The organism is Flavobacterium enshiense (assembly GCF_040750275.1).
Classification (GTDB): domain Bacteria; phylum Bacteroidota; class Bacteroidia; order Flavobacteriales; family Flavobacteriaceae; genus Flavobacterium; species Flavobacterium enshiense_B.
In genome coordinates this window covers 518,620-541,857 of record NZ_JBDOCV010000002.1, presented here as the reverse complement: position 1 = coordinate 541,857, position 23,238 = coordinate 518,620, and the positions used below count along the sequence as shown (strand labels likewise).

27 protein-coding genes are annotated in these 23,238 nt (G+C 35.9%); 16 read left to right on the top strand and 11 right to left on the bottom strand.

From position 1 onward, the window contains the following. Window positions 1–115: 115 nt before the first annotated feature. Genes ABGT15_RS05360 through ABGT15_RS05345 form a run of 4 tightly spaced genes read left to right on the top strand, consistent with a single transcriptional unit; the run spans window position 116 to window position 2,727 of the window. Window positions 116–706, top strand: a complete 591-nt coding sequence (locus ABGT15_RS05360; RefSeq protein ID WP_367230385.1) for a DUF1684 domain-containing protein — start codon at window positions 116–118, stop codon at window positions 704–706. 52 nt (window positions 707–758) lie between these two features. Further along, the gene (locus ABGT15_RS05355) at window positions 759–1,316 is read left to right on the top strand and encodes a hypothetical protein (protein ID WP_367230384.1); all 558 of its coding nucleotides are present in this window, start codon (window positions 759–761) and stop codon (window positions 1,314–1,316) included. Window positions 1,317–1,322: 6 nt separating this feature from the next. Beyond that, window positions 1,323–1,958, top strand: coding sequence for a TatD family hydrolase (locus tag ABGT15_RS05350; RefSeq protein WP_367230383.1), 636 nt, complete (start codon window positions 1,323–1,325; stop codon window positions 1,956–1,958). Between the two features lie 49 nt (window positions 1,959–2,007). Then, window positions 2,008–2,727, top strand: a complete 720-nt coding sequence (locus ABGT15_RS05345) for a tRNA threonylcarbamoyladenosine dehydratase (RefSeq protein ID WP_367230382.1) — start codon at window positions 2,008–2,010, stop codon at window positions 2,725–2,727. A 45-nt stretch (window positions 2,728–2,772) separates the two neighbouring features. On the opposite strand, the gene ABGT15_RS05340 is transcribed toward ABGT15_RS05345, so the two are convergent. Beyond that, window positions 2,773–3,849: an SRPBCC family protein gene (locus tag ABGT15_RS05340; RefSeq protein ID WP_367230381.1), complete on the bottom strand. Its 1,077-nt coding sequence runs from the start codon at window positions 3,847–3,849 to the stop codon at window positions 2,773–2,775. A gap of 301 nt (window positions 3,850–4,150) precedes the next feature. Between ABGT15_RS05340 and ABGT15_RS05330 the strand changes: the two genes are divergently transcribed. Continuing rightward, complete coding sequence (locus tag ABGT15_RS05330; RefSeq protein ID WP_367230379.1) at window positions 4,151–4,534, top strand: hypothetical protein; 384 nt, start codon at window positions 4,151–4,153, stop codon at window positions 4,532–4,534. Between the two features lie 114 nt (window positions 4,535–4,648). Here ABGT15_RS05330 and ABGT15_RS05325 read toward each other — a convergent pair whose 3' ends face one another. After that, window positions 4,649–5,716: a branched-chain amino acid aminotransferase gene (locus ABGT15_RS05325; RefSeq protein ID WP_367230378.1), complete on the bottom strand. Its 1,068-nt coding sequence runs from the start codon at window positions 5,714–5,716 to the stop codon at window positions 4,649–4,651. Window positions 5,717–6,018: 302 nt separating this feature from the next. Between ABGT15_RS05325 and ABGT15_RS05320 the strand changes: the two genes are divergently transcribed. The 6 genes from ABGT15_RS05320 (at window position 6,019) to ABGT15_RS05295 (ending at window position 8,812) form a co-directional block, all read left to right on the top strand. Next, on the top strand, window positions 6,019–6,522 hold the full coding sequence (locus ABGT15_RS05320; protein WP_367230377.1) for a DUF4920 domain-containing protein: 504 nt from the start codon (window positions 6,019–6,021) through the stop codon (window positions 6,520–6,522). After that, window positions 6,522–6,965, top strand: coding sequence for a hypothetical protein (locus ABGT15_RS05315; RefSeq protein ID WP_367230376.1), 444 nt, complete (start codon window positions 6,522–6,524; stop codon window positions 6,963–6,965). Before ABGT15_RS05320 ends, ABGT15_RS05315 begins: the two co-directional genes overlap by 1 nt. Window position 6,966: 1 nt before the next feature. Next, window positions 6,967–7,629: a tRNA (5-methylaminomethyl-2-thiouridine)(34)-methyltransferase MnmD gene (gene mnmD, locus ABGT15_RS05310; RefSeq protein ID WP_367230375.1), complete on the top strand. Its 663-nt coding sequence runs from the start codon at window positions 6,967–6,969 to the stop codon at window positions 7,627–7,629. 138 nt (window positions 7,630–7,767) lie between these two features. Beyond that, window positions 7,768–7,965 (top strand): hypothetical protein, encoded by a 198-nt coding sequence (locus tag ABGT15_RS05305; protein WP_367230374.1) that lies wholly within the window; start codon window positions 7,768–7,770, stop codon window positions 7,963–7,965. Between the two features lie 215 nt (window positions 7,966–8,180). Continuing rightward, complete coding sequence (locus tag ABGT15_RS05300; protein ID WP_367230373.1) at window positions 8,181–8,381, top strand: hypothetical protein; 201 nt, start codon at window positions 8,181–8,183, stop codon at window positions 8,379–8,381. Window positions 8,382–8,614: 233 nt separating this feature from the next. After that, window positions 8,615–8,812, top strand: a complete 198-nt coding sequence (locus ABGT15_RS05295; RefSeq protein ID WP_367230372.1) for a hypothetical protein — start codon at window positions 8,615–8,617, stop codon at window positions 8,810–8,812. A 65-nt stretch (window positions 8,813–8,877) separates the two neighbouring features. Here ABGT15_RS05295 and ABGT15_RS05290 read toward each other — a convergent pair whose 3' ends face one another. Continuing rightward, window positions 8,878–9,819 carry a hydrogen peroxide-inducible genes activator gene (locus tag ABGT15_RS05290; protein ID WP_367230371.1) on the bottom strand — a complete coding sequence of 314 codons (942 nt, stop codon included), beginning with the start codon at window positions 9,817–9,819 and terminating at the stop codon, window positions 8,878–8,880. A 107-nt stretch (window positions 9,820–9,926) separates the two neighbouring features. Between ABGT15_RS05290 and ABGT15_RS05285 the strand changes: the two genes are divergently transcribed. From ABGT15_RS05285 to can, 5 genes are all read left to right on the top strand, one after another. Beyond that, window positions 9,927–10,406, top strand: a complete 480-nt coding sequence (locus ABGT15_RS05285) for a Dps family protein (RefSeq protein ID WP_367230370.1) — start codon at window positions 9,927–9,929, stop codon at window positions 10,404–10,406. 83 nt (window positions 10,407–10,489) lie between these two features. After that, window positions 10,490–10,774, top strand: a complete 285-nt coding sequence (locus ABGT15_RS05280; protein ID WP_367230369.1) for a hypothetical protein — start codon at window positions 10,490–10,492, stop codon at window positions 10,772–10,774. Window positions 10,775–10,846: 72 nt separating this feature from the next. Continuing rightward, window positions 10,847–12,511, top strand: coding sequence for a SulP family inorganic anion transporter (locus tag ABGT15_RS05275; RefSeq protein WP_367230368.1), 1,665 nt, complete (start codon window positions 10,847–10,849; stop codon window positions 12,509–12,511). A 55-nt stretch (window positions 12,512–12,566) separates the two neighbouring features. Further along, window positions 12,567–13,250 (top strand): carbonic anhydrase family protein, encoded by a 684-nt coding sequence (locus ABGT15_RS05270; protein WP_367230367.1) that lies wholly within the window; start codon window positions 12,567–12,569, stop codon window positions 13,248–13,250. 36 nt (window positions 13,251–13,286) lie between these two features. Continuing rightward, window positions 13,287–13,922 carry a carbonate dehydratase gene (gene can, locus ABGT15_RS05265; RefSeq protein ID WP_367230466.1) on the top strand — a complete coding sequence of 212 codons (636 nt, stop codon included), beginning with the start codon at window positions 13,287–13,289 and terminating at the stop codon, window positions 13,920–13,922. A 40-nt stretch (window positions 13,923–13,962) separates the two neighbouring features. On the opposite strand, the gene ABGT15_RS05260 is transcribed toward can, so the two are convergent. The 8 genes from ABGT15_RS05260 to ABGT15_RS05225 form a co-directional block, all read right to left on the bottom strand. Continuing rightward, entirely contained in the window at window positions 13,963–15,168 is a 1,206-nt protein-coding gene (locus ABGT15_RS05260) for an LETM1-related biofilm-associated protein (protein WP_367230366.1), read from the bottom strand. Between the two features lie 103 nt (window positions 15,169–15,271). After that, window positions 15,272–15,868 carry a DUF6705 family protein gene (locus tag ABGT15_RS05255; protein WP_367230365.1) on the bottom strand — a complete coding sequence of 199 codons (597 nt, stop codon included), beginning with the start codon at window positions 15,866–15,868 and terminating at the stop codon, window positions 15,272–15,274. Between the two features lie 86 nt (window positions 15,869–15,954). Then, window positions 15,955–16,524: a YdeI/OmpD-associated family protein gene (locus ABGT15_RS05250; protein WP_367230364.1), complete on the bottom strand. Its 570-nt coding sequence runs from the start codon at window positions 16,522–16,524 to the stop codon at window positions 15,955–15,957. 6 nt (window positions 16,525–16,530) lie between these two features. Continuing rightward, a complete protein-coding gene (locus ABGT15_RS05245) occupies window positions 16,531–17,052 on the bottom strand; it encodes a superoxide dismutase family protein (RefSeq protein WP_367230363.1) in 522 nt (173 codons plus the stop codon). Between the two features lie 133 nt (window positions 17,053–17,185). Continuing rightward, on the bottom strand, window positions 17,186–18,982 hold the full coding sequence (locus tag ABGT15_RS05240; protein WP_367230362.1) for an acyl-CoA dehydrogenase family protein: 1,797 nt from the start codon (window positions 18,980–18,982) through the stop codon (window positions 17,186–17,188). 33 nt (window positions 18,983–19,015) lie between these two features. Then, window positions 19,016–20,197 (bottom strand): acetyl-CoA C-acyltransferase, encoded by a 1,182-nt coding sequence (locus tag ABGT15_RS05235; RefSeq protein WP_367230361.1) that lies wholly within the window; start codon window positions 20,195–20,197, stop codon window positions 19,016–19,018. A 39-nt stretch (window positions 20,198–20,236) separates the two neighbouring features. After that, complete coding sequence (locus ABGT15_RS05230) at window positions 20,237–22,627, bottom strand: 3-hydroxyacyl-CoA dehydrogenase/enoyl-CoA hydratase family protein (protein ID WP_367230360.1); 2,391 nt, start codon at window positions 22,625–22,627, stop codon at window positions 20,237–20,239. Window positions 22,628–22,713: 86 nt separating this feature from the next. Beyond that, entirely contained in the window at window positions 22,714–23,166 is a 453-nt protein-coding gene (locus ABGT15_RS05225; RefSeq protein ID WP_367230359.1) for a MarR family winged helix-turn-helix transcriptional regulator, read from the bottom strand. Window positions 23,167–23,238: the final 72 nt, after the last annotated feature.

Sequence of the window (23,238 nt, the reverse complement as noted above, 5' to 3'; positions counted from 1 at the left end):
GCAAAGGTACAAACTAGTCTGTTTTTAAAGTTACGGATTTGATTGATTTGCTGTTAAATTGTTGTAAATTTTTTTACACTGAATTTTAACTACTTTTGCATAAAACCATGCGATTATGAAAAAGGTATTTTTAGCAATTTTATTTCCGTTACTAGCCAATGCACAGTGCAATGAAGAAAGCTCAAAAGCATTTCAGGATCAGTTAAATAAAGAATATGCCGATGAGAAAGAAAGTCCTTTAAAGAAAGAAGATTTACAGCATTTTAAAGGCCTTGATTTTTATGATATCAACGGTGATTTTTGTGTGGAAGCCAAACTGAAACTTACGCCTAATGAGAAACAATTTGTTATGCCGACTTCCGGTGGGAGGAAGCCCTTGTATGTAAAATATGGAGAACTTCACTTTGAATTGCAGGGCAAACGATGCAAACTGAATATCTACAGAAACATCGAATTGTCAAAAATGGAAAAATATAAAAATCATCTGTTTTTACCGTTTACCGATTTAACCAGCGGTGTGGAAAGTTACGGTGGCGGTCGTTACATCGATTTGGAAACTACTGATAAAGATACTATGATAATTGATTTCAATCAGGCTTATAATCCGTATTGTGCTTATAATGAAGGGTATTCTTGTCCGATTCCGCCAAAAGAAAATGATTTGTTGGTGGAAGTTCGTGCGGGTGTGAAGAAGTTTCATGATTAGTTATTAGAAGTTAGGAGAGGAAAGAGCTAATAATTAAGAAGTAGTTAAGGAGATGAAAAGCTGGTTGATTTTAGTTGTATTTTTCCAAAGTGTGATGGTTTACTGTCAGGAAGATAAACGTAATGTAGGCCATTCTGTTTTAGACGATATTATTACCAAACGGGCAAATGTTAATGGGGAAATTGAGATTATAGAAAAGCCTGTATTCAAAATAATTGATTACCATTTAGCGAAAATCATTCATACAAAAGACAGAGTATTTGTAAACAACGATGAAGGCAAAAAAGCATCCATAAAACTAACGGAAAAGGAAAGGGATTCCATAATAAGTGCTTTGCGAAGAGAGCTGAAATTACCTTGGAAACCAAATGATTTTCATTATCCATTAGCCGGTACAAACACTGAAGGGTATTTAAAACATAAATGTATAACCCGTTTGTTGCTTACGCATCCGATTTTTCTTCGAAACAATGAAATTGCAGTAGTTTTGTTTGGAAAATATAACACGAATACAACGTATGCACATTCGGACTTATCTATCTACAAGAAAGTGGAGAATGTCTGGACGATGTGGATATCGATAAGTTCCCGAACCGATGGCGAAAAATAATTTATAATGAAACTCAACATTCATACTCATAAAAGTAGTTATCAGGAAAACGTTCTGGAAATTGTCAATCAATACCCAAATGAATTTGATGCGGCTGCTAAACATTTTTCAATAGGAATTCATCCTTGGTATATTGATTTTGATAAGGTTGGAGAGTACTTACAAATCATTGAAGAGAAATTGCAACTGAGAAATTGTTTGGCTTTAGGCGAATGCGGTTTGGATAAACGCATCGAGACACCTTTAGAAAAACAGATAGAAGTCTTTGAAAAACAGTTACACTTAGCAGTGAAATATAAAAAACCTGTAATTTTGCACTGCGTTTCCGCGTATCAGGAAGTAATTGAAATCAAAAAACGTTTAAAAATAGAGGTTCCGATGATTATTCACGGATTTTCTAAAAACGGGCAAGTTGCCAAATCGCTTCTGGACAATGGATTTTATTTATCGTTTGGAAAATATTTGCTCAGAAACCCTGAATTATCAAGTGTGTTTGAACAAGTCCCGGATAATCGATTTTTCCTCGAAACCGACACGATTGAAGAAAGCATCAGCGATGTTTACATAAAAGCTGCATCAGTGAAAAATAAAGATGTGGAACAAATTATCGAGGATAATTTTAAGTTAGTTTTTAACCCGTAATGGCCGACCGGTTTTTCGACCGGAATCGCGTTACACAAAAAGTTTTACAATGGCAGAATGGACAGAAAGAGCCGAATTATTATTTAAAAAAGAAGGATTAGAAAAATTAAAAAATGCGAATGTTTTGGTAGTGGGAATGGGAGGTGTAGGTTCTTTTGCTGCCGAATTCATTGCCCGCGCCGGAGTAGGAAAAATGACGATTGTTGATGGTGATACTGTTGATATTACCAATGTTAACCGTCAGTTGCCGGCTTTGCATTCCACCGTTGGACAACCGAAAGTGAAGATTGTTGGTGATCGTTTGATGGACATTAACCCGGATTTGCAATTAACCCGAATCCAGGAATTTTTATCACCGGAGAGAGCTTTTGAGTTGGTAACACCCGAATATGATTACGTTTTAGATTGCATCGACAGTATCACACCAAAACTAAACCTGATTCTGGCTGCTAAACGAAAAAAGGTAAAAGTAATCAGTAATATGGGAGCAGGTGGGAAGATGCTTGCCAGTAAAGTAGTGGTAAAAGATATTAGTAAAACGGATGTTTGCCCTTTGGCCAAAGTAATACGGAAACGTTTGAAGAAAGAAGGAATCACAAGTGGGGTAAAGGCTGTATTTTCTGTTGAAAAACCAGATCAGAGCAGTTTGAAAATGACGGACGGAACCAATTTCAAAAAGTCATTCTTCGGAACCAACAGTTGGATGCCGGCTTTATTTGGGTTGCACGCCGCTGAAACCGTAATCAAACAGTTGTTGAAAAACGATTAAACAAGAACCTATTATATAGAAAAAAGTCCCAATCCGGGACTTTTTTTATTGTACAACTGTAGTAGTGTCTTTTAGTGTGGGAGGAATCACAATCGGTTTTACCTTTTCCACAATCGGGATGTAAATTTCGGTTATCCATTGTGAAGTTTTGTGGGTTTGCTTGCTATTCACTTTATACACCTCAATGTATTTTCCGGAGTGGTTTTCCTGCCAGTGTTTCTTTTCAATTTCAGCATAAGCTTTGTCCCAGGCTTTTTTACTGTGTGTGTAATCTCCTTTCAGAGTAGTTTTTAATGCTAAGTAGGAATAGAATTTGCCGCCGGAAATGTCACTTCCTTCTGATGTGAAAATTTCCTGTTCCACCGGAAGACAAACCGAAAAAGAAACAATACCACTGGCTTCATCATACTTGTCGTAAACAGTGAAAGGCGCTCCGTTAACGGTAATATTATTATCCTTTGCAAAGGCATCAATCTTCTTCATCAGGATATTCATATTGCGTGACAGAGATGTTATTTTACAGGTTAATGATTGTTTGATGTAATTGCAACCCGGTTTTTTAACTAATCCATTTACCTTAATCGAATAGTTATTCAATTCTTTTACCAATAGGTTGTCAATATTTTCCAGCCCTTTCTCAAACATCGGAGCCATCATATTTTCCACACCTCCGCTTAATATTGAAAAAGCTTTCATGCCAAAATCCATTTTACCTTTCATTCTCCAGGTTATTTTGGTTCCGCCTTTTACTTTCTGAAATCCCCAAATGATATCGGATGGCTTTCCGTTTTCAAAATAAATTTTCTGAAAAAGACTATCGTTTTCAATAACTTTTACGGTATTCATTTTTCCGTTACCCTCTTTTCCACTCCAGGAATAAGCAGCTCCAATTCCTTTGGTTTTTTCGGAATAGGTATACTGAATGGTTTTGTCTTCTTCTGCCCAAGGGCCCCAATCTTCCCAGTTTTTGTAATCATTAATATAATTGTACAAAACAGGTTGGGAGATGTTTATAACTTTACTTCGCTGAATATCAAAATCTCCGGATTGGGTTCCAACATAAACAGAAACAGCAATGGCGGCGAGTATTATAAGGAGAAATATGTATTTTACAATTCGCATAATCTGGGTGTAACTATGATAGTTTCAAATATAGCAATATTTATTCTTTCAGGACTAACTTAATTATAAATAAAATTCCTATAAAAAGCAGGAAGAAAAACAATATCCAAAGGCTTCCTTTATAATGAATTTTATGTAACGCCAAATCTTTTCGGTAAACGTATATCATTACAGACACAAAAGCGATTATAAAAAAAATAGCAAATGCAAGTTGACCTGTTGAAAACATAGTTTGAAAGTTTTTGCAAAAGTAGTCGATTGAAAATTCTTTTTAATTAATTTCCTCACAAATTTTAGAATTATGCAAAAACAAATCAATTCCGTAAAAGAATTTCACGAAGCCTTTGGTTTAGGTGTAAATTTTTCACCAAAAGGTGATTTGGGTGAACAGAAAAACATGTTGCGTTTTAATCTGATGAAAGAAGAAAACGAAGAATACCTTGAAGCTGTTCAGAATAATGATGTTGTGGAAATCGCCGATGCCTTGGGTGATATGTTGTATATTTTATGCGGAACAATTTTAGAACACGGCTTACAACATAAAATTGAAGAAGTTTTCGACGAAATCCAGCGCAGTAACATGAGTAAATTAGGCGAAGACGGAAAACCAATTTATCGTGAAGACGGTAAAGTAATGAAAGGCCCGAATTATTTTAAGCCAAATTTTGAGGAGATATTAAAATAGTGGTCAGTGATTATTAATTAGATGGATGGGTTGTATTTAATAAAAAAAAACAGTGTTCAGAAGTATAGAGCTACTGAACACTGTAAACTGAATATTGAATAAGAATATTGTAAACTATACTTTAACTGTCCAACCAAACGCGTCTTCCGCAAGTTTGTATTGAATATTAGTTAGTTTTTCTTTGATGTCTGAAGCGAATGAATTTTCAATCTTCGGTAACTCATAATAGGTGTCCTGATAGGAAAAACCAGCAATAGGGTTAACTACTGCAGCAGTTCCGGCACCGAAAATTTCTTTTAAAGAGTTATTTTTAGCTGCTTCCACAATTTCAGAAACCAAAACCGGACGTACTTCTACATTAATTCCGATATGTTTCGCTAAATCAATGATACTTTTACGAGTAACACCGTCCAAAATTCTCTCGCTGGTTGGTGCCGTATAAAGTGTGTCGTTAATACGGAAGAAAACATTCATAGTTCCTGCTTCTTCCAATTTTGTATGTGTAGCATCGTCTGTCCAGATAATTTGCTGGAATCCTTTTTCGTTAGCTAATTTCGTCGGATAAAATTGTGCAGAATAGTTACCGGCTGCTTTTGCTGCACCGATTCCTCCGTTAGCTGCACGGCTGAAATGATCGGCAATTACCACTTTCACTTCACCGGAGTAGTAAGCTCTGGCAGGAGAAAGGATAATACAGAAACGATATTGGTTTGATGGGGAAGCCACTACACCATGACCGGTAGCAATCATAAAAGGACGTATATATAAGGTGTTTCCTTTTCCTTTTTTTACCCAATCTTTTTCTATTTCAAGTAATTTATGCAAACCACCTAAGAAAACTTCTTCAGGAACTTCCGGCATTGCTAAACGAACTGCCGATTTGTTGAAACGGTCAAAATTCTGATCCGGTCGAAATAACCAAACCTCATCGTTAGCGTCTTTATAAGCTTTCATGCCTTCAAAGATTGCCTGTCCGTAATGAAATACTCTGGAGGAGGGATCCATAGTGAAGGGCTCGTAAGGAGTGATTACGGGTTGTTCCCAAATCCCGTCGTGGTAGTCACAAACCAGCATGTGGTCTGTAAAGATGTTTCCGAAAGTTAGGTTTTCAAAATCAACAGTATTGATTTTACTTTCTTTAGCAGTAACAATTTTGATGTTACCAGTTGTTGTTAATTCCATTTAATTAAAATTAAATTATGCAACAATAACATGTTGATTATCAGTTTAAAACGTTGTTTTTCTTTGTGATAATAAACCAGTTGTGTCGGTGCAAATCTAATAAAAAATCCTGCCTATTTTAACAGTGTATCAAAAATAACAGAATTGCTTGCATATCTATTAATTTGTTCTTGAATTCTCAACAAAAGTGAATATTTTGTTAGATTTTATCATGTGAATTAAAAAAAACTTAAAGTAGAATTTTCATTAAAATTTAATTTGTTTCTTTGAAAACCAATTATAAAGACTTAAACATAAATAGCATGAAAAGAATTCTACTATTATCTGGGGTTGCAGTTGCCCTTTTCAGTTGCAGCAAAAAACAGGAAGAGCCTAAGAATGAGGAAACAGTGGCTCAAAAATTGGAATACGCCGTTTTCGGTGACAGTATATCCGACAAAGATGTACTTACAAATGCAGAAATGATGACAAAATTCAAGGATTTGAAAGAAACAGATACGATTCAGGTAAAATTCAAATCAAAGATTAATGGAGTTTGCCAGAAAAAAGGATGCTGGATGACTATGGATTTGGGAGAAGAAAAAGAAGCATTTGTGAAGTTTAAAGATTATGGTTTTTTTGTACCGATGAATGCGGAAAATCAAGAGGCAATTGTTAGCGGAAAAGCATTTGTGAGTGTTGAATCTGTAGCGGATCAGAAGCATTATGCAAAAGATGCCGGTAAATCTCAGGTTGCGATAGACAGTATTACTCAGCCTAAAGTAACCTATTCTTTTATGGCTGATGGCGTTTTAATCAGTAAATAATGAAGAGGATTTTACTTTTATCAATAGCTTCTGCTTTTGTTTTTTCCTGCAACAAAAAGGAAGATATTACAGCGGAAAAAAATGAAACTGTAAAAGAAGAAAAGCAGTTTGAAATGTATGAGATGTCTGAAATGGCAGCTTTGATGGAGCAGATGTATGTAGACAATCAGCGTTTAAAAGAAAGAATTAAAATCGGAGATACTATCGGAAAACTTCCTTCGCATTTTATGAAAATACACAGCGCTGTCATGACCGATAAACAGGAAAATGACGCTTTTTTCAAGGAGCAGGCAGCAAATTTTATTAAAGCTCAGGAGTTAATTTATAGCGATCCAAAAAATGCAAAAGAGCATTTTAACAATGGGGTGGATGCCTGTATAAAATGTCACGAAGTGAAATGTGGCGGACCAATTCCCAGAATTAAGAAACTTTATATAGAATAGATTGAAAAGAAAAATAATTCAGACGGCTGACGGATCATCTTCGTTGCTTATGGAAGAATGGGGAGAAACCTATCATTCCAAACATGGAGCCATTCAGGAAGCCAAGCATGTATTTCTACAAAACGGACTGTCACTTTTTAAGGAGCAGTCCGTTGCTGTTTTGGAGATTGGTTTTGGAACAGGTTTAAATGCTTTTATCACTTTTTTGGAAGCTGAAAATCTGAAACGGCAAATCGATTATACCGGTGTAGAAGCCTTTCCGATTCTTAAGGAAGAAGCTGAAAAGTTAAACTATGTTTTACAACTGAATGCAAATCAGTATGATAAGGAATTTTCGTTGTTGCATACCTCGGAATGGGGCGTAAAGACTGTCGTTTCAGAGTATTTCAGTTTAACAAAAAAGCAACAATATTTTAACGAAATAGATGACAAAAACCGTTTTAATTTGATTTACTTTGATGCGTTCGGATTTCAGTACCAACCAGAGCTGTGGTCAGTTGAAATTTTCCGAATCATGTATGAAGCATTAAAAGAAGATGGAGTCTTGGTTACCTATGCCTGTCGTGGTATTATCAAAAGAGCTATGGCAGAAGCGGGGTTTACTGTTGAGAAATTGCCAGGGCCTCCCGGAAAGAGAGAAATGCTTCGTGCTTTTAAAAAGTGAAAAATTTATTTATATGTTAAAATAATGTGATAATTATTTAATGTTAATAAAATTTTAATTGATAATTAAATAATAGTAAAATATTTTTATATATTTACTAAGCGTTCTTACCCTGATTAAACCAAATTTTAAGCAATTATGCCAAGAGCAATGTATACTTACACTAAATCTATTTTAGAAAGAGTAAGTTTCGATCCGATTTTATTTTGTAAAGAATTGGAGAAAGCAGTTAAAGTATTATTACCCTATGAGTTAGAACAATTAACCGAGTGGCTTTTACATTTTACAAAGGAAAAACCGGAACTAAAACAATGTTTAGTTTACGTAAATCAATAAAAAGGAGTTAATAACTCCTTTTTTTATTTCACAAAACGCTGTACTGTTGTTACAATAGCAGAATTTTAACACTAAAAATATGTTTTTTTTGGTTTTTGACGATTTTTTTTGCTTTTAAACGGTATAATTTTGCCTTTTTTCTTGGTTGTGAAAATCAAATTGCATAATTTTACATCATGTTCTTACAGAGTTAAATAGTTAATAATGAGTGATTTATGTCGAGAATGATTTATGATTACACCAAATCGGTGCTTGAAAAAGTTAGTTTTGATCCCTTACTTTTTGCAAAAGAATTGAAAAAGGCTCTAAAAAATCTTTTACCTTACGAACTTGAACGACTAATCAATTGGTTAGAGTATTATACTTGTCAAAAACCGGAATTAAAAGAATGTCTGGTTGTTATTCAAACCCACTAAAAACTGTAACAAATAAAACAAGAAAAGGAGCTTATTCAAGCCCTTTTTTTTATGGCATCATTTTTTTAAATTGAAAATCTGTAAGATATTAACAGATATTGTGTAGGATAATTGTTTTTTGTCGAAATTTTTTGCACTTAAACGATATTTTTCTGTTATTTTTTTTGGTCACAAAGCTTTTTTTACATAATTTTAACAAACGTTCTTGAATTATTAATTAAATCTTATCGGTTATGCCTCGAATGATTTACGATTATACCAAATCGGTATTAGAGAGTGTGAGTTTTGACCCAGTACTTTTTATGAAAGAATTAAAGAAAGCAATTAAAAATTTATTGCCCTACGAAATCGAACAACTAAGAAAATGGTTGTTATTTTATACAAACGAAAAACCCGAACTTAAACCTTGCCTAAAACTAATTAATGAATAATAACTTTACCCTACCTAAAACTTAACTAAATTTGAAAAGGAACCGAAAGGTTCCTTTTTTATTTTTTATTTTTTATTTAAAGGGCTTATAATTTGAATGTTATGGAAGGTTATTGCACCTTTTACTACACCAGATATAGTATTTCGCAACGCATCAATAATATGCATTTTCAATTCGTTTTTCGGAAAAATAAGACTTACTTCTCTTGCTGGTCTGGGTTCTTTAAAATGGCGAAGTTTCAATTGGTCTTTTTCACTTAAATCAAGAGTGTGTAAATAAGGAAGCAATGTAAAACCTAGGCCTTCATCGGCTAATTTTACCAGTGTTTCAAAACTTCCGCTTTCAATTTGAAAATGATTACCGCGATTTTGGTTGGCATTTTTGCACAAATTTAAAATCCCGTCCCTAAAACAATGTCCATCTTGTAAAAGTAAAACATTCTCTAGATCCAAATCATCGACTTCAATTTCGGTCTTATTGTAATTACTATGGTTTTCAGGAAAATAACCAACGAAAGGTTCATAATACAAAACGATTTCTTTGATGGTGGCTTCCTCAAGCGGTGTTGCGGCAATGGCGGCATCTAATTGTCCGTTTTTCAATCGTTTGATAATTTCTTCGGTCGTTAATTCTTCAATGATTAAATTGATTTTAGGATATTTCTTTACGAAATTATTCAAAAACATCGGTAATAAAGTCGGCATTACGGTTGGGATGATACCGATTTTAAATTCGCCTCCAAAATACCCTTTTTGTTGGTCTACGATGTCTTTTATTCTGTCCGATTCGTTCACAATGTTTCTTGCCTGAGAAACAATTTTCTGCCCTATTTCAGTCAATTGGATTGGTTTTTTACTTCTGTCAAATATTTGAACATCAAGCTCTTCTTCCAATTTTTGAATCTGCATGCTTAAGGTAGGTTGTGTCACGAAACATTTTTCAGCCGCTAAAGTGAAATTTTTGTGTTCCGCTACAGCTAAAACATAATATAGTTGAGTAATCGTCATTAGAATAGAATTTTTTGATAAAAATATAAAATCAATCAATTATAATTATACTTTCAGGTTTGAAAAATGAATAATTTTGTAAAACATTAACTAATAAACGTAGTAAAATGAAAACGAACAGTTTGGGATTACCCGTTGAAGAAACACAAATTCTAGTTGCCGAATTGAATATTTTGCTGGCAAATTTTCAGGTTTATTATCAGAATCTTAGAGGTTTGCATTGGAATATCCGAGGAAAGCGTTTCTTTGATTTGCATCTTAAATTTGAAGAACTGTATAATGACAGTCAGTTAAAAATCGATGCTATTGCAGAACGTATCCTTACCTTAGGCGGAACACCATTGCATACATTTGAGGATTATAGTAAAAACAAGAGAATAAAAGTTGGTAAAAATATTTCCAACGATGAAGAGGCAATTCAATTGGTCACATCTTCCTTAACAGAACTGTTGAAAATTGAGCGCGTAATTTTAAAACAATCCGATGAGATCGATGATGAAGGAACAAATTCCATGATGAGTGATTTCATAACCGAACAAGAAAAAACCATCTGGATGATGAAAGCCTGGTTGGAAGAGGAGATATAATGCGAGGTTATCACATTATTAAAAAAATCATAATATTATAAACTTAAATTTTATTTAACGGTTTATTTTATAATTTTGGAGCCATGAAATTTTTAACCAACATAGTATTGCTGTTGTTTTTCGCTTTTTTAGCGACACCTACTGTTGTTGGGATATTGGAAAGTGATACAGATGTATCAGTCGTATATACTTTCTCGGAAGAGGAGATTCACAAAGAAGTAAAAGAAATTCCGATGCATATTGGAGATATTCTTCAAATTTGCTCTGTTCCTTCCTCTGATGAAATTTCTTTAATTACTACTGAAAACGAGCAGAAACACGATAATGTTTCTGAAGAAATTTTTTCACCACCTCCTGAATTAGTATAATACATCAAGCTTTATTTTGAGTTGAAATTCCTTGAGTTTCAGCAAGTTTATTGTATTATATTTTATCGGGTTATGACAAAAAAAACAAATATTTTTGGTCACCTCAAATCGGATTTTGCGTCTGGTTTGGTGGTTTTCCTTGTGGCATTACCATTATGTTTAGGTATTGCAATGGCGTCCGGTGCGCCTTTATTTTCCGGAATTATCGCGGGTGTAATTGGTGGAATTGTAGTGGGATACTTAAGTAAATCACACGTAAGTGTTTCCGGTCCAGCAGCAGGTTTAACGGCGATTGTATTAACAGCAATTACAGATTTTGGTGCGTTTAATATTTTTTTAACCGCGGTGTTGTTGGCGGGTATTCTCCAGTTGATTTTAGGATTTCTTAAAGCGGGAAGTATTTCGAATTATTTTCCAACAAATGTAATTGAAGGAATGTTAGCGGGTATCGGAGTAATTATTATTCTTAAACAATTGCCACATGCAGTTGGGTACGATGCAGATTTTGAAGGTGATGAAGCATTTGTGCAAGCCGATGGAGGTAACACGATTTCCTCATTATTAGGTGCTTTGGACTATATTCAGTTTGGAGCTGTTATCATCACACTTATTTCGTTGGCCATTTTAATTGCATGGGATAAGGTTCCTTTCCTTAAAAAGCTGAAATTAATTCCAGGTGCATTGGTTGCAGTTACCGTTGGGGTAATTTTAAATGAATTATTTATCGCAAGCGGAAGTTCATTAGCCATTGCAAAAGAGCATTTGGTAGCCTTACCGGTTCCTACTTCACTGGAAGATTTTCAGAACATTTTTATGTTTCCTGACTTTACAGCGATAACCAACTCACAAGTTTGGGTGGTTGCTTTAACAATTGCTATTGTAGCTTCCATTGAAAGTTTATTATGTATTGAAGCTGCCGATCGTTTGGATCCTCAAAAACGCTTTACGGATACCAATAACGAGCTTAAGGCTCAGGGAGTTGGTAATATTGTCAGTTCCTTATTGGGTGGCTTGCCGATGACTTCGGTTGTGGTGCGTACTTCTGCTAATATTAATTCGGGTGCCAAAACCAAAATGTCTGCTATTGTGCATGGCGCATTACTTTTGATAAGCGTTGTTGCAATTCCTGTTATTTTAAACAAAATTCCGTTGGCAACATTGGCCGCGGTTTTATTAATGGTAGGCTATAAACTGGCTAAACCGGCAACGATTATGCATTTCTGGCACAAAGGAAAATACCAGTTTGTTCCTTTTATTGCAACACTTTTAGCTGTAGTTTTTCTTGATTTGTTGAAAGGTGTGGCTTTAGGTATGATAATCAGTATTATCTTTGTTCTTAGAGGAAACTTGAAAAGAGCTTATTATTTCCGAAAAGAAGAATATGAAGATGGCGATATCATCCACATCGATTTAGCTCAGGAAGTTTCCTTTTTAAATAAAGCTGCTATTAAATTGACGTTAAGTAATCTGCCGGAAAATTCCAATGTGATTATTAATGCTTCTGACACCGTATATATTGCGCATGATGTCATCGATTTGATTAAAGAATTTAAGCATATAAATGCAGTCGAGAAAAACATCGATGTAACGTTAATAGGATTTAAAGAAGCTTACGAATTAGATAATACTCAGTACGAAAACAATCATGTTTTTATGGAGCATGACGCCCTTATTAAATATAGAAACAATTCGATTTCTTCGCATAAGGAAGCTATTGAAGAATTAACAACCAACTAAGAAATACAAAAAAGTGAGAAATCTTTTTTGTTGCATAAATTAAACAGAAAACAACATGAGAACATTAAATAAAGAATTACAATCACAAATAAGCCCAAGAAAAGCCTTAGAACTTTTAAAAGAAGGAAACAATCGTTTTGTAAACAATTTAAAATTGCACCGTGACTTGTTAGAACAGGTGAACGATACGCGAGATGGTCAGTGGCCTTTTGCTACTATTTTGAGTTGTATTGACAGCCGTACATCCGCAGAGCTGATTTTTGATCAGGGACTAGGAGATGTTTTTTCCATCCGTATCGCCGGAAATGTTGCTAATACCGATATTTTAGGAAGTATGGAATTCGCATGTAAAGTTGCCGGTTCTAAGTTAATTGTAGTATTAGGACATTCCAAATGCGGTGCGGTAAAAGGAGCTTGCGACCATGTAGAAATGGGTAATTTAACAGAATTACTATCAAAATTACAGCCTGCAGTTTATGAAGAGCAAAAAACTACAGAAGATAGAAGTTCTAAAAATGGCGAATTTGTGGAAAATGTAGCGGAAATCAATGTGAAACGTACCGTTAAGTCTGTTATCCAAAGAAGTTATATTTTAGAGCAAATGATTGAAAATGGCGAGATTGGTATTATAGGCGCGATGCATAATATTGAAACCGGAAAAGTGGAATTTTACACGGAAACCGAATTCATCAAAGATGAGCAAAATCCAGAATTAAGTTTAAAAGAACTGGTAAAATAGTTTTTTAAGTTACATTTGTTATCTCAAAATCTTATGATGAGCGATTTTTATAAAAAAATATTAGATAATAATAAAAAGTGGGTAGACGAGAAGTTAGCCATTGATAAAGATTATTTTAAAGATTTATCAAAAGGGCAAACCCCACCGTTATTATGGATTGGATGTTCCGACAGCCGCGTACCTGCCAATGAAATCATTGGAGCCCAGCCAGGAGAAGTTTTTGTGCACAGAAACATTGCCAATATGGTGGTTCACAGCGACATGAACATGTTAAGTGTTTTGGATTACGCTGTCAACGCTTTAAAAATTAAACACATTATTGTTTGTGGTCACTACGGATGTGGTGGTGTAAAAGCGGCTATGGGGAATGATTCCATCGGAATAATCGACAACTGGATCCGTCACATTAAAGACGTTTACAGATTGCACAAGCAGTATTTAGATTCTATTCTTGATGAGAAAGAACGATTCAATAAGTTCGTAGAATTGAACGTAAAAGAACAAGTTTTCGATTTAGCCAAAACATCAATTGTTCAAAACGCCTGGAAGAACGGACAAGAATTAAGTTTACACGGTTGGGTTTACGGATTGAACTCCGGTTATGTTACTGATTTGAACGTAAATATTGATTCCAATAATCAACTTGATGAAGTCTATCAGTTGAAGTTCTAATAAAATGTTTATAAAAAAATCCGCTTAAGAGCGGATTTTTTTATTCTGTATCAATGTCTAAATTTTCATTAAAAGCTGAAGGTAAAAGTTGCGGGATGAACTTTATCAGGATTGGTAAAAGCAAACCGCCACCCGGAAGCAGGAAAATTGTCAAAGACGGAATGGTTTTACAAATGTCGAGCAATTGTTTTTTCATCCGCTTTTTTTCTTTGTCAGTTAAATCTCTTTTGGTCGAATAGGCTATAAGTTTCATCAGTTCACCACTTTCTGTAATTTCTTTTACCAGGCGGTTCTTGTTTCGGGAAAGTAGAACCTGTACATTCTGAGTGGTTTGATCGTAAAAGTGTTTTACCGGGTTTGAATATTTGAAATACGGAATTTCCTTCTTGTATTTATGAATAAAATCATCAATAGATTCTATACTTTGAATTGCATAACCTCTGTCAATCTCAAGTAAATCGGAAAGTCTGAAGAGGAAGTCACTTTCTTTTTGTTCGATAACACCGTCGCTCCACATTGCCATTCCGGCCATATCCAACAAATAATTTTTTTCTAAATTTGATGTAAAATGTTCTAATTCAAGTATTTCAAGATTTTCCGCATTGATTTTTGAAAACTTGGTATAGCGAACGGAAGATTCAAAAAGTTTAATTAGCAAATCATCATAATTAGATTTTACCGTTTTGGTTTTTAAGGCTAACGAAACTAGACTGATGATGTTTTCTTCCAGCTTTTTCAGATAATTGATCGGAATTTCCTTGTGTAACAAATACTGACGAAACGCCAATACATCCATAAAAAGCAAGGCATTAGTCAGGATATGTGAAAAATTTTTGCTGATGATGTTATCGTTGGTCTGCACACGCTCATCAATCATTTCCTCCAAACGATGACTGGCTGAGGCTTCCGGCAACATTTTCTTCAACAAATTAAAGCTTTCCGGATTCATCTGTTTGTAAAAACCGTTGGCCTTATCAATAAAATCTTTTGGATTACCGTCGTGAGTGATTAAACCAAAAACACCGTAAAGTGTATTCAATAATGCTATTTTGGTAATTTCCTGCGTTGTCCATCCTTTGGTGTTGATGGGTTTGTTAATATCAAATTCGACTGTATGACCGTAGATAAAACCCGTGTTGCGTACGTTCAGATAAAACTCTTTTGAATAAATAACAACAGGCAGGGGCAGGGGTTGCTGCTCTGCAAAAAACTTGTCAATCCATCCGTTTGTAGAAGGGTTAATCATCACACTCAATTATACCGCAAAGCTATAGTATTTTAGGTATCTAATACAAGTTTGGTGTTAAGTTTTCTGGAATTATTGTCGGGATTTTAAGTTGGCATATCATTTAAGGCTGTTTAATCAATACATATGTCTCATTAGGAAACGTTTCTCCAACATAAACTTCATCAAATTCAAGAATAGAGTCTCCAATATATCTCGTTCCATTAAGGATAAATTGTGCAGATATTGCTTCCTGACCACCAACATTTATTTTTCTTAAATATAATGGACCCCAAGTTTGTTTAAGAGGATCTCCAAAGCTCACAACTAATCTTTTTTCTCCTACTACACAATCATTACATGTGGGTTTAGAATTATGATAAATCACAGAATTACCTTCAATATTATTTTCAGAATTAGAAATATTATTTAACGTGTTAATTATCTCAACACCATTTTCAATATATAAATATTCACCGATTAATAAATCTTCTGAATAGTTTGCACGTTGCCGACTAATTTTTTGAAAAATGATTTTTAAGCTAGTATTACCATTAGTATATTTCCAAGTTCCAACAAATCTATTTAATAATAGCTCATTATCTTTATAATATGCTCCATCTATAGGAATCAAGCCAATATCTTCAATTGATATTATTTGACTATTTGAATTTAAACAATAGAATAACAAACTTACTATTGTCATTACTATTTTATTCATAATTTTAATTTGCATTTAGGTATGGCATAGACATTCTTCTCTCAGAATTTGGTTGTCCTGAAGGAGGAGTATGTAGTTTTCTGGAATTATTGTTGGGATTTCATATTAGCTGCACAAAGAGTTATGATTTCTTCAATTCTAGTATTACGCGTTTCCTTTCTTTTTGCGTGATTTAGCCAATACAGATAGCTTTTGCGATATGAAAAACTAAAATTTGAATAATTTTCGAAAGCTTTTTTATTGTTATTAAATGCTCTTTGTAAATCCTCCGGAATGATTAATTCTTCCACATGATCCAGAGAAGTCCAGGAACCGTTTTGTTTGGCAATTTCAATTTTGGCCAAGCCACTTTCATGCATTAAGTTCTCTGCAATCAGTTTTTCGATGTAGTTTTTGTTGACTTTGCTCCAAACGCTTTTATCCTTTCTTGGCCCAAAAGATTGTTTACGGCGTTCCTCATCCAATTTTCGAACGGTAGAATCAATCCAACCGTAACAAAGTGCTACCTGAACGGCTTCTTCCCAGCGCATACTTTCGGTATTGCTGTTAACCCGATAAAAAATTAAGTCAATGCCGTTGGAGGAATTATGGTTTTCGTGCAGCCAATTCCTCCATTCTTCAACATTTTTGAAATAATGCAGTTCTTTTTCTTTCATGAAAATTTATCGGATGATTGCCGTACAAGCAACACGACCACCAGCATTTCCTGTTGGTTGCGTAGTGAAATCATCGGCACCTTGGTGTACAATAATGGCTTTTCCTAAAACGTCTTTGGTTTCATCTCCACAGCCAATGCACCATTCGTCTGTAGTTAACGTGATTTTTCCATTTCCGTTAGCATCGGCCGTGAAGTTACCGATGTCACCTTTATGGTATTCCGCTTGTCCCCATTTGCCGTGTTTTTTGAACGTTGGGTTCCAGTGTCCGCCCGCAGAAGTTGCATCCGCTGCTGAACAATCCGCTTTTTCGTGAATGTGAATCGCATGAACACCAGGGGTTAAACCTGAAATATTTGCTGTAAACGTAACTTTTCCACCTTTTTCGGAAAAGACAACTGTTCCAGAAGTTGTAGTTCCGCTTTTAGGTTCTAAAGCTATTTTTAATTCGTTTGGCTTGTTTTCGGTTTTCGTTTTACAACCGGTAAAGGCAATTATTGAGAATGCTAATACGATGATTTTTTTCATGATTTTTCCTTTTAGTCAAATTTACAGAAAATTTACACGAATAGTCTGTTAAAAAAATATAAAAAAACCGCCCCTGTATTTGATTACAAGAGCGGCTTTTAAACAAACTAAACCAAAATTTTATTGCAATGTGTTAAAAGCAATAAGCGTTCTCTGCTACTAATTTCGAAGCGATAGTTTCACGTAAAGCAACTACATTAGGCATATTTGTATATTTTGTAAAACGACGTAATCCCATTAACATCATGCGTTGTTCGTCGCCTTCGGCAAAAGAAACGATTCCTTCTTTTCCTTTTTGAGCGATAGTGTCAACCGCGTGATATAGGTACAATTGCGCCATTGCGATTTGTTCTTTTACATTAGCTTCTCCTTTGGATTTTGCTAATTTTTCTGTTCTAAGAATTGCAGATTCCGCCATGTAAATCTCGATTAACATATCGGATGCCGCCATTAATAGCTGTTGGTGCGCTTCTAAATCCGGACCATATTTCTGCACTGCGGAACCGGCCACCATTAAGAATGCTTTTTTTAGTTTCCCGATTAGTTCCTTTTCTTCTGCAAATAATTCGGAATAATCAGGAGTATCGAATGATGGAATGCCCATTAATTCTTCAGCAACTTTCATCGCAGGACCTAATAAATCCACGTGACCTTTCATGGCTTTTTTGATTAACATTCCCACAGAAAGCATACGGTTGATTTCGTTCGTTCCTTCGTAAATACGAGCGATACGAGCATCTCTCCAGGCTGATTCCATTGGAGTGTCTTCCGAGAATCCCATACCACCAAAAATCTGGATTCCTTCATCGGAACAGTTTTGAATATCCTCAGAAACCGCAACTTTTAGGATAGAACATTCGATTGCAAATTCTTCCACACCTTTCAATTCTGCTTCTTGGTGTGAATTTCCTTCCGCCACACGAGCGTTGATTCTGTTTTCGACACTTCCTCCGGCACGGTACGAAGCACTTTCTCCAGCATAAGCAGAAGTAGCCATTTCCGCTAATTTAGCACGGATTGCCCCGAAATTCGCGATTGGTGTATTGAACTGCATTCTTTCATTAGCATATTTTACTGAAGCAGAAATTGTTCTTCTTTGAGCATCCAAACAAGCGGCTGCCAATTTGATACGCCCTACGTTTAACGCATTCATAGCAATTTTAAAACCTTCACCACGACCCGCTAACATGTTTTCTACTGGAACTACCGTATCGCTGAAGAAAACCTGACGGGTAGAAGAGGAGCGGATTCCCAATTTATGTTCTTCCTCACCTAAAGTGATTCCGTTTGGATTGGCTGCATCATATTCTACGATGAAACCGGTAATGTTTTTATCGTCTTCGATTCTGGCGAAAACAATCATTAAATGACAGAAACCGGCGTTGGAAATCCACATTTTCTGACCGTTGATTTTGTATGATTTACCGTCTGCAGAAAGTTCAGCTTTGGTTTTTCCTGAATTAGCATCCGAACCAGCTCCCGGCTCTGTTAAACAGTACGAACCGAACCATTCTCCAGTCGCTAATTTTGGAACGTATTTTTTCTTTTGTTCTTCGGTACCATATAACGTGATTGGCATTGTACCAATCCCGGTATGTGCTCCGAAAGCGGTTGAGAAGGAACCAGTTGCGCCTGATATGTAGTCGCAAGTTAGCATTGTGTTTATAAAGCCCATTCCTAAACCACCATATTCTTCCGGTACCGCAACACCTAAGAAACCAAGTTCTCCGGCCTTTTTCATGCACTCTTCGGTGTAGGCGTAGTCTTTCTTCTCGAATTTATCTTTGTGAGCCCATAATTCTTTGTCTACGAATTCTTTAACAGAATCGCGCATCATGATTTGCTCTTCTGAGAAATCTTCTGGTGTAAAAATGTTTTCGCATTTTGTTTCCTTAACCAAAAACTGTCCACCTCTTGTAATATCTTCCATAACTTAAAATATTTTGTTCTTTGATTGACTAAATTATAATAGCTCGTAAATACCTGCGGTTCCCTGACCTGTTCCTACACACATGGTAACCATTCCGTATTTGTTACCGCGTCGTTTCATTTCGTCGAACAACTGAACGGAAAGTTTTGCTCCTGTACAACCTAGTGGGTGCCCTAAAGCAATCGCTCCACCATTTACGTTGATAATTTCAGGATTTAAATCCAATTCGCGAATTACAGCTAAGGATTGTGCAGCGAAAGCTTCGTTTAATTCGAATAATTCGATGTCTTTGATTTGTAAACCTGCTTGTTTTATCGCTTTTGGAATCGCTTTAACTGGGCCAATTCCCATAATTCTTGGTTCAACACCTGAAGAAGCGAAGTTTACTAAACGTGCAATTGGCTCAAGGTTTAATTCTTTTACCATTTCTTCCGACATTACTAAAACGAAAGCCGCACCATCACTCATTTGAGAGGAGTTACCTGCTGTTACTGAACCGTCTGCTGCGAAAACTGGTTTTAGTTTTCCTAAAGCTTCTTTGTTAGTATCGGCTCTTGGCCCTTCGTCTTTAGTAACCGTGTATGATTTAGTTTCTTTTTTACCATTTTCATTGATGAACGTTTGCTCAACGGTAATGGGAACGATTTGTTTGTCGAATTTTCCTTCTGATAGGGCTTTTAAAGCTTTCATATGAGAATTGTAAGCAAACTCATCCTGATCTTCACGAGAAACGTTAAATTGTTTAGCCACCGCTTCGGCAGTTAGTCCCATTCCCCAGTAGTAATCTTCGTGACCTGCCGCAGCTGCTTTATAATCCGGAGTAGGTTTGTAACCGCCCATCGGAATATAACTCATGCTTTCTGCGCCACCGGCAATGATACAATGTGCCATTCCAGATTGGATTTTAGCCGTCGCCATTCCGATAGTTTCCAATCCTGATGCACAGTAACGGTTTACTGTAACGCCCGGAACATCATCAATTTTTAATCCCATTAAGGAAATCAAACGACCTACGTTCAAACCTTGTTCGGCTTCCGGCATGGCATTTCCTACCATAACGTCGTCAATTCGGGTTTTGTCGAAATTTGGCAGTTCGTTCATCATGTATTCGATGGTTTCGGCTGCCAATTCATCAGGTCTTTTAAAACGGAACACGCCTTTAGGTGCTTTACCCACTGCGGTTCGGTATGCTTTAACTATATATGCTGTTTTCATATAAACATTTTAAATTTTTGAAAGAAAAATTTATAATTTTTAATTTCTTAAAGGTTTCCCTTTTGTTAACATGAACTGGATTCTTTCCAAAGTTTTTCTTTCGGTACAAAGAGATAAGAAGGCTTCTCTTTCTAGATCCAATAAGTATTGTTCGCTTACTAAAGTTGGTTCGGATAAATCTCCCCCTGCCATTACATAAGCTAATTTATTGGCAATTTTCTGGTCGTGCTCCGAGATGTATTGTCCGGCAGCCATCTGATCGGTTCCAACCAAGAACATACCCAATGCTTGTTTTCCTAAAACTTTGATGTCTTTGCGTTTAACCGGTTGTGTATAACCTGCTTCTGCCATTAAAATAGCATGTTTCTTCGCTTCTGCGATCTGACGGTCTTTGTTTACAACAACAATATCTTTCCCTTTCTGAAGTACACCGATATCGAAACCTTCGTAAGCGGAAGTAGCTACTTTAGCCATACCAACCGTTAGGAAATATTCTTGTAAAACGTTTAATTCTACGTCGTTTTTACGGAACGTGTCCGATGCTCTTAAGGCCATTTCTTTAGAACCACCACCACCAGGAATAACTCCAACTCCGAATTCCACTAAACCGATATAAGTTTCAGCTGCGGCTACGGCTCTGTCGGCGTGCATTGTTAATTCGCAACCACCACCTAAAGTCATACCGTGAGGTGCTGCAATTACAGGGATTCCTGAATAACGCACTTTCATCATCGTGTCCTGGAACATTTTGATGGCTAAGTTCAATTCGTCGTATTCCTGTTCAACAGCCATCATGAAAATCATGGCTAAGTTGGCTCCAACGGAGAAATTTGGTGCTTGATTTCCGATAACTAATCCGCGGAAATCTTTTTCGGCTAAATCGATGGCTTTATTGATGCCCTGGATTACACCACCTCCAATAGAATTCATTTTGGATTGGAATTCTAAGTTTAAGATACCGTCACCTAAATCCTGAACGATGGCTTCGCTGTTGCTCCATACCTTTTTCGTTTCACGGATATTGTTTAAAATGATAAAGGAATCTTGTCCCGGAACTTTAGCTTGTGATTTAGAAGCAGTACTATAATAATGTGTAGCTCCTTCTTTTACAGTGTAAAATGATGTATTACCTGAAGCAAGCATTTCAGTAACCCAAGTAGCAGGAGCAAGGCCTTCCGCTTTCATTAATTCGATTCCTTTTTCTACCCCGATGGCATCCCAAATTTCAAACGGACCATTTTCCCAACCGAAACCGGCTTTCATGGCGTCGTCAATTTTGTAGAAATCGTCGGTAATTTCAGGAACGCGATTAGAAACATAAGCGAACATTGCCGAGAAGTTCTTTCTGTAGAATTCCCCCGCTTTGTCTTTACCTTTTACCAACACTTTGAAACGGTCGATTGGTTTGTCAATCGTTTTGGTCATTTCTAAAGTAGCGAATGAAGCTTTTTTTGCGGCTCTGTATTCTAAAGTATCTAAATCTAAGGATAGGATGTCTTTGTCTACTTTTTTGTAGAAGCCTTGACCGGTTTTGCTTCCCAACCATTTGTTTTCCATCATTTTGTTGATGAAACCAGGAAGTTTGAACAGTTCGTGCGCTTCGTCGTTCGGACAGTTTTCATATAAACCGTTGGCTACGTGAACCAAAGTGTCTAAACCAACAACGTCAACCGTTCTGAAAGTAGCCGATTTTGGTCTTCCGATTACTGGACCGGTTAATTTATCAACTTCTTCAATGGTCAAGCCCATGTCTTTTACTAAATGGAACAGGCTCATGATACCGAAGATTCCGATTCTGTTTCCGATGAAGGCCGGTGTATCTTTAGCAACAACCGAAGTTTTTCCTAAGAATTTTTCACCGTATTCATTTAAGAAATCCAATACTTCGTTTGAAGTTTGAGGACCTGGAATGATCTCAAATAATTTTAAGTAACGGGCCGGGTTAAAGAAATGGGTTCCGCAGAAATGTTTCTGGAAATCTTCGCTTCTTCCTTCGCTCATAAAATGAATTGGGATACCGGAAGTGTTTGATGTAATCAAGGTTCCCGGTTTTCTGTATTTTTCAATCTGTTCGAAAACAGCTTTTTTGATGTCTAAACGTTCAACAACTACTTCAATAATCCAGTCGCAGTCTTTGATTTTTTCTAAATCGTCGGTGGTGTTCCCCGTTGAGATTCGGCTGGCAAATTTCTGATCGTAAATAGGAGAGGGTTTAGACCTTAAAGCATTCGCCAAACTGTCGTTAACCAATCTGTTGCGAACTATTTTGTTTTCTAACGTTAATCCTTTTTTCTGTTCAGCTTCGGTTAACTCTCGCGGTACAATGTCAAGAAGCAAAACTTCCACACCGATATTAGCAAAATGGCAGGCAATCCCTGAACCCATAATTCCCGAACCGATAACTGCTACTTTTTTAATTAGTCGTTTCATTTGTTGATAATAAATTTTTAGATCAAATGGAACTCGTCTCCTCGTTTCATTTTCAGTAATAGTAATATGCTACTTTAATAGTTTGTTTATTTTTCAATTTTTTCGTCTCCGAAAATGTTTTTGTCTACAATCAGTTCGTTAATGATTTCAGCTACTTCCATGAAATGATTTAGTTTGTCTTCTGAAACATGTTGCCTGATGGTTTCATTAAATTTAAGAACAGTGGATTTAGATAACTCCCTTTTCTCCTTTCCTAATTTGGTAAGATGAATCAAAACACCTCTACCGTCAACAGGGTTTTTCTTTCGGATAATGAGGCCTTTTTCCTCCATGGATTTCAATGTTCTTGTTAAGCTTGTCGCTTCCATACCCATTCTTGCACTGATGGCCGTTGATGGAGTCCCTTTTTCCCTATCGATACTCAGCAAAGCAAATCCTGTCGCCATAGTAGCGCCATATTTTGTAGCTTCTTCATTATACATTCTTGCTACAGCTTGCCAGGTGGCTCTTAAAACATAATCTATAGTTTTGTCTTTCATAGCTTATTTCGAATTTCAAATATACAAAATATTTATTATGCACGCATAATAAATTTAAATTATTTTTATGTT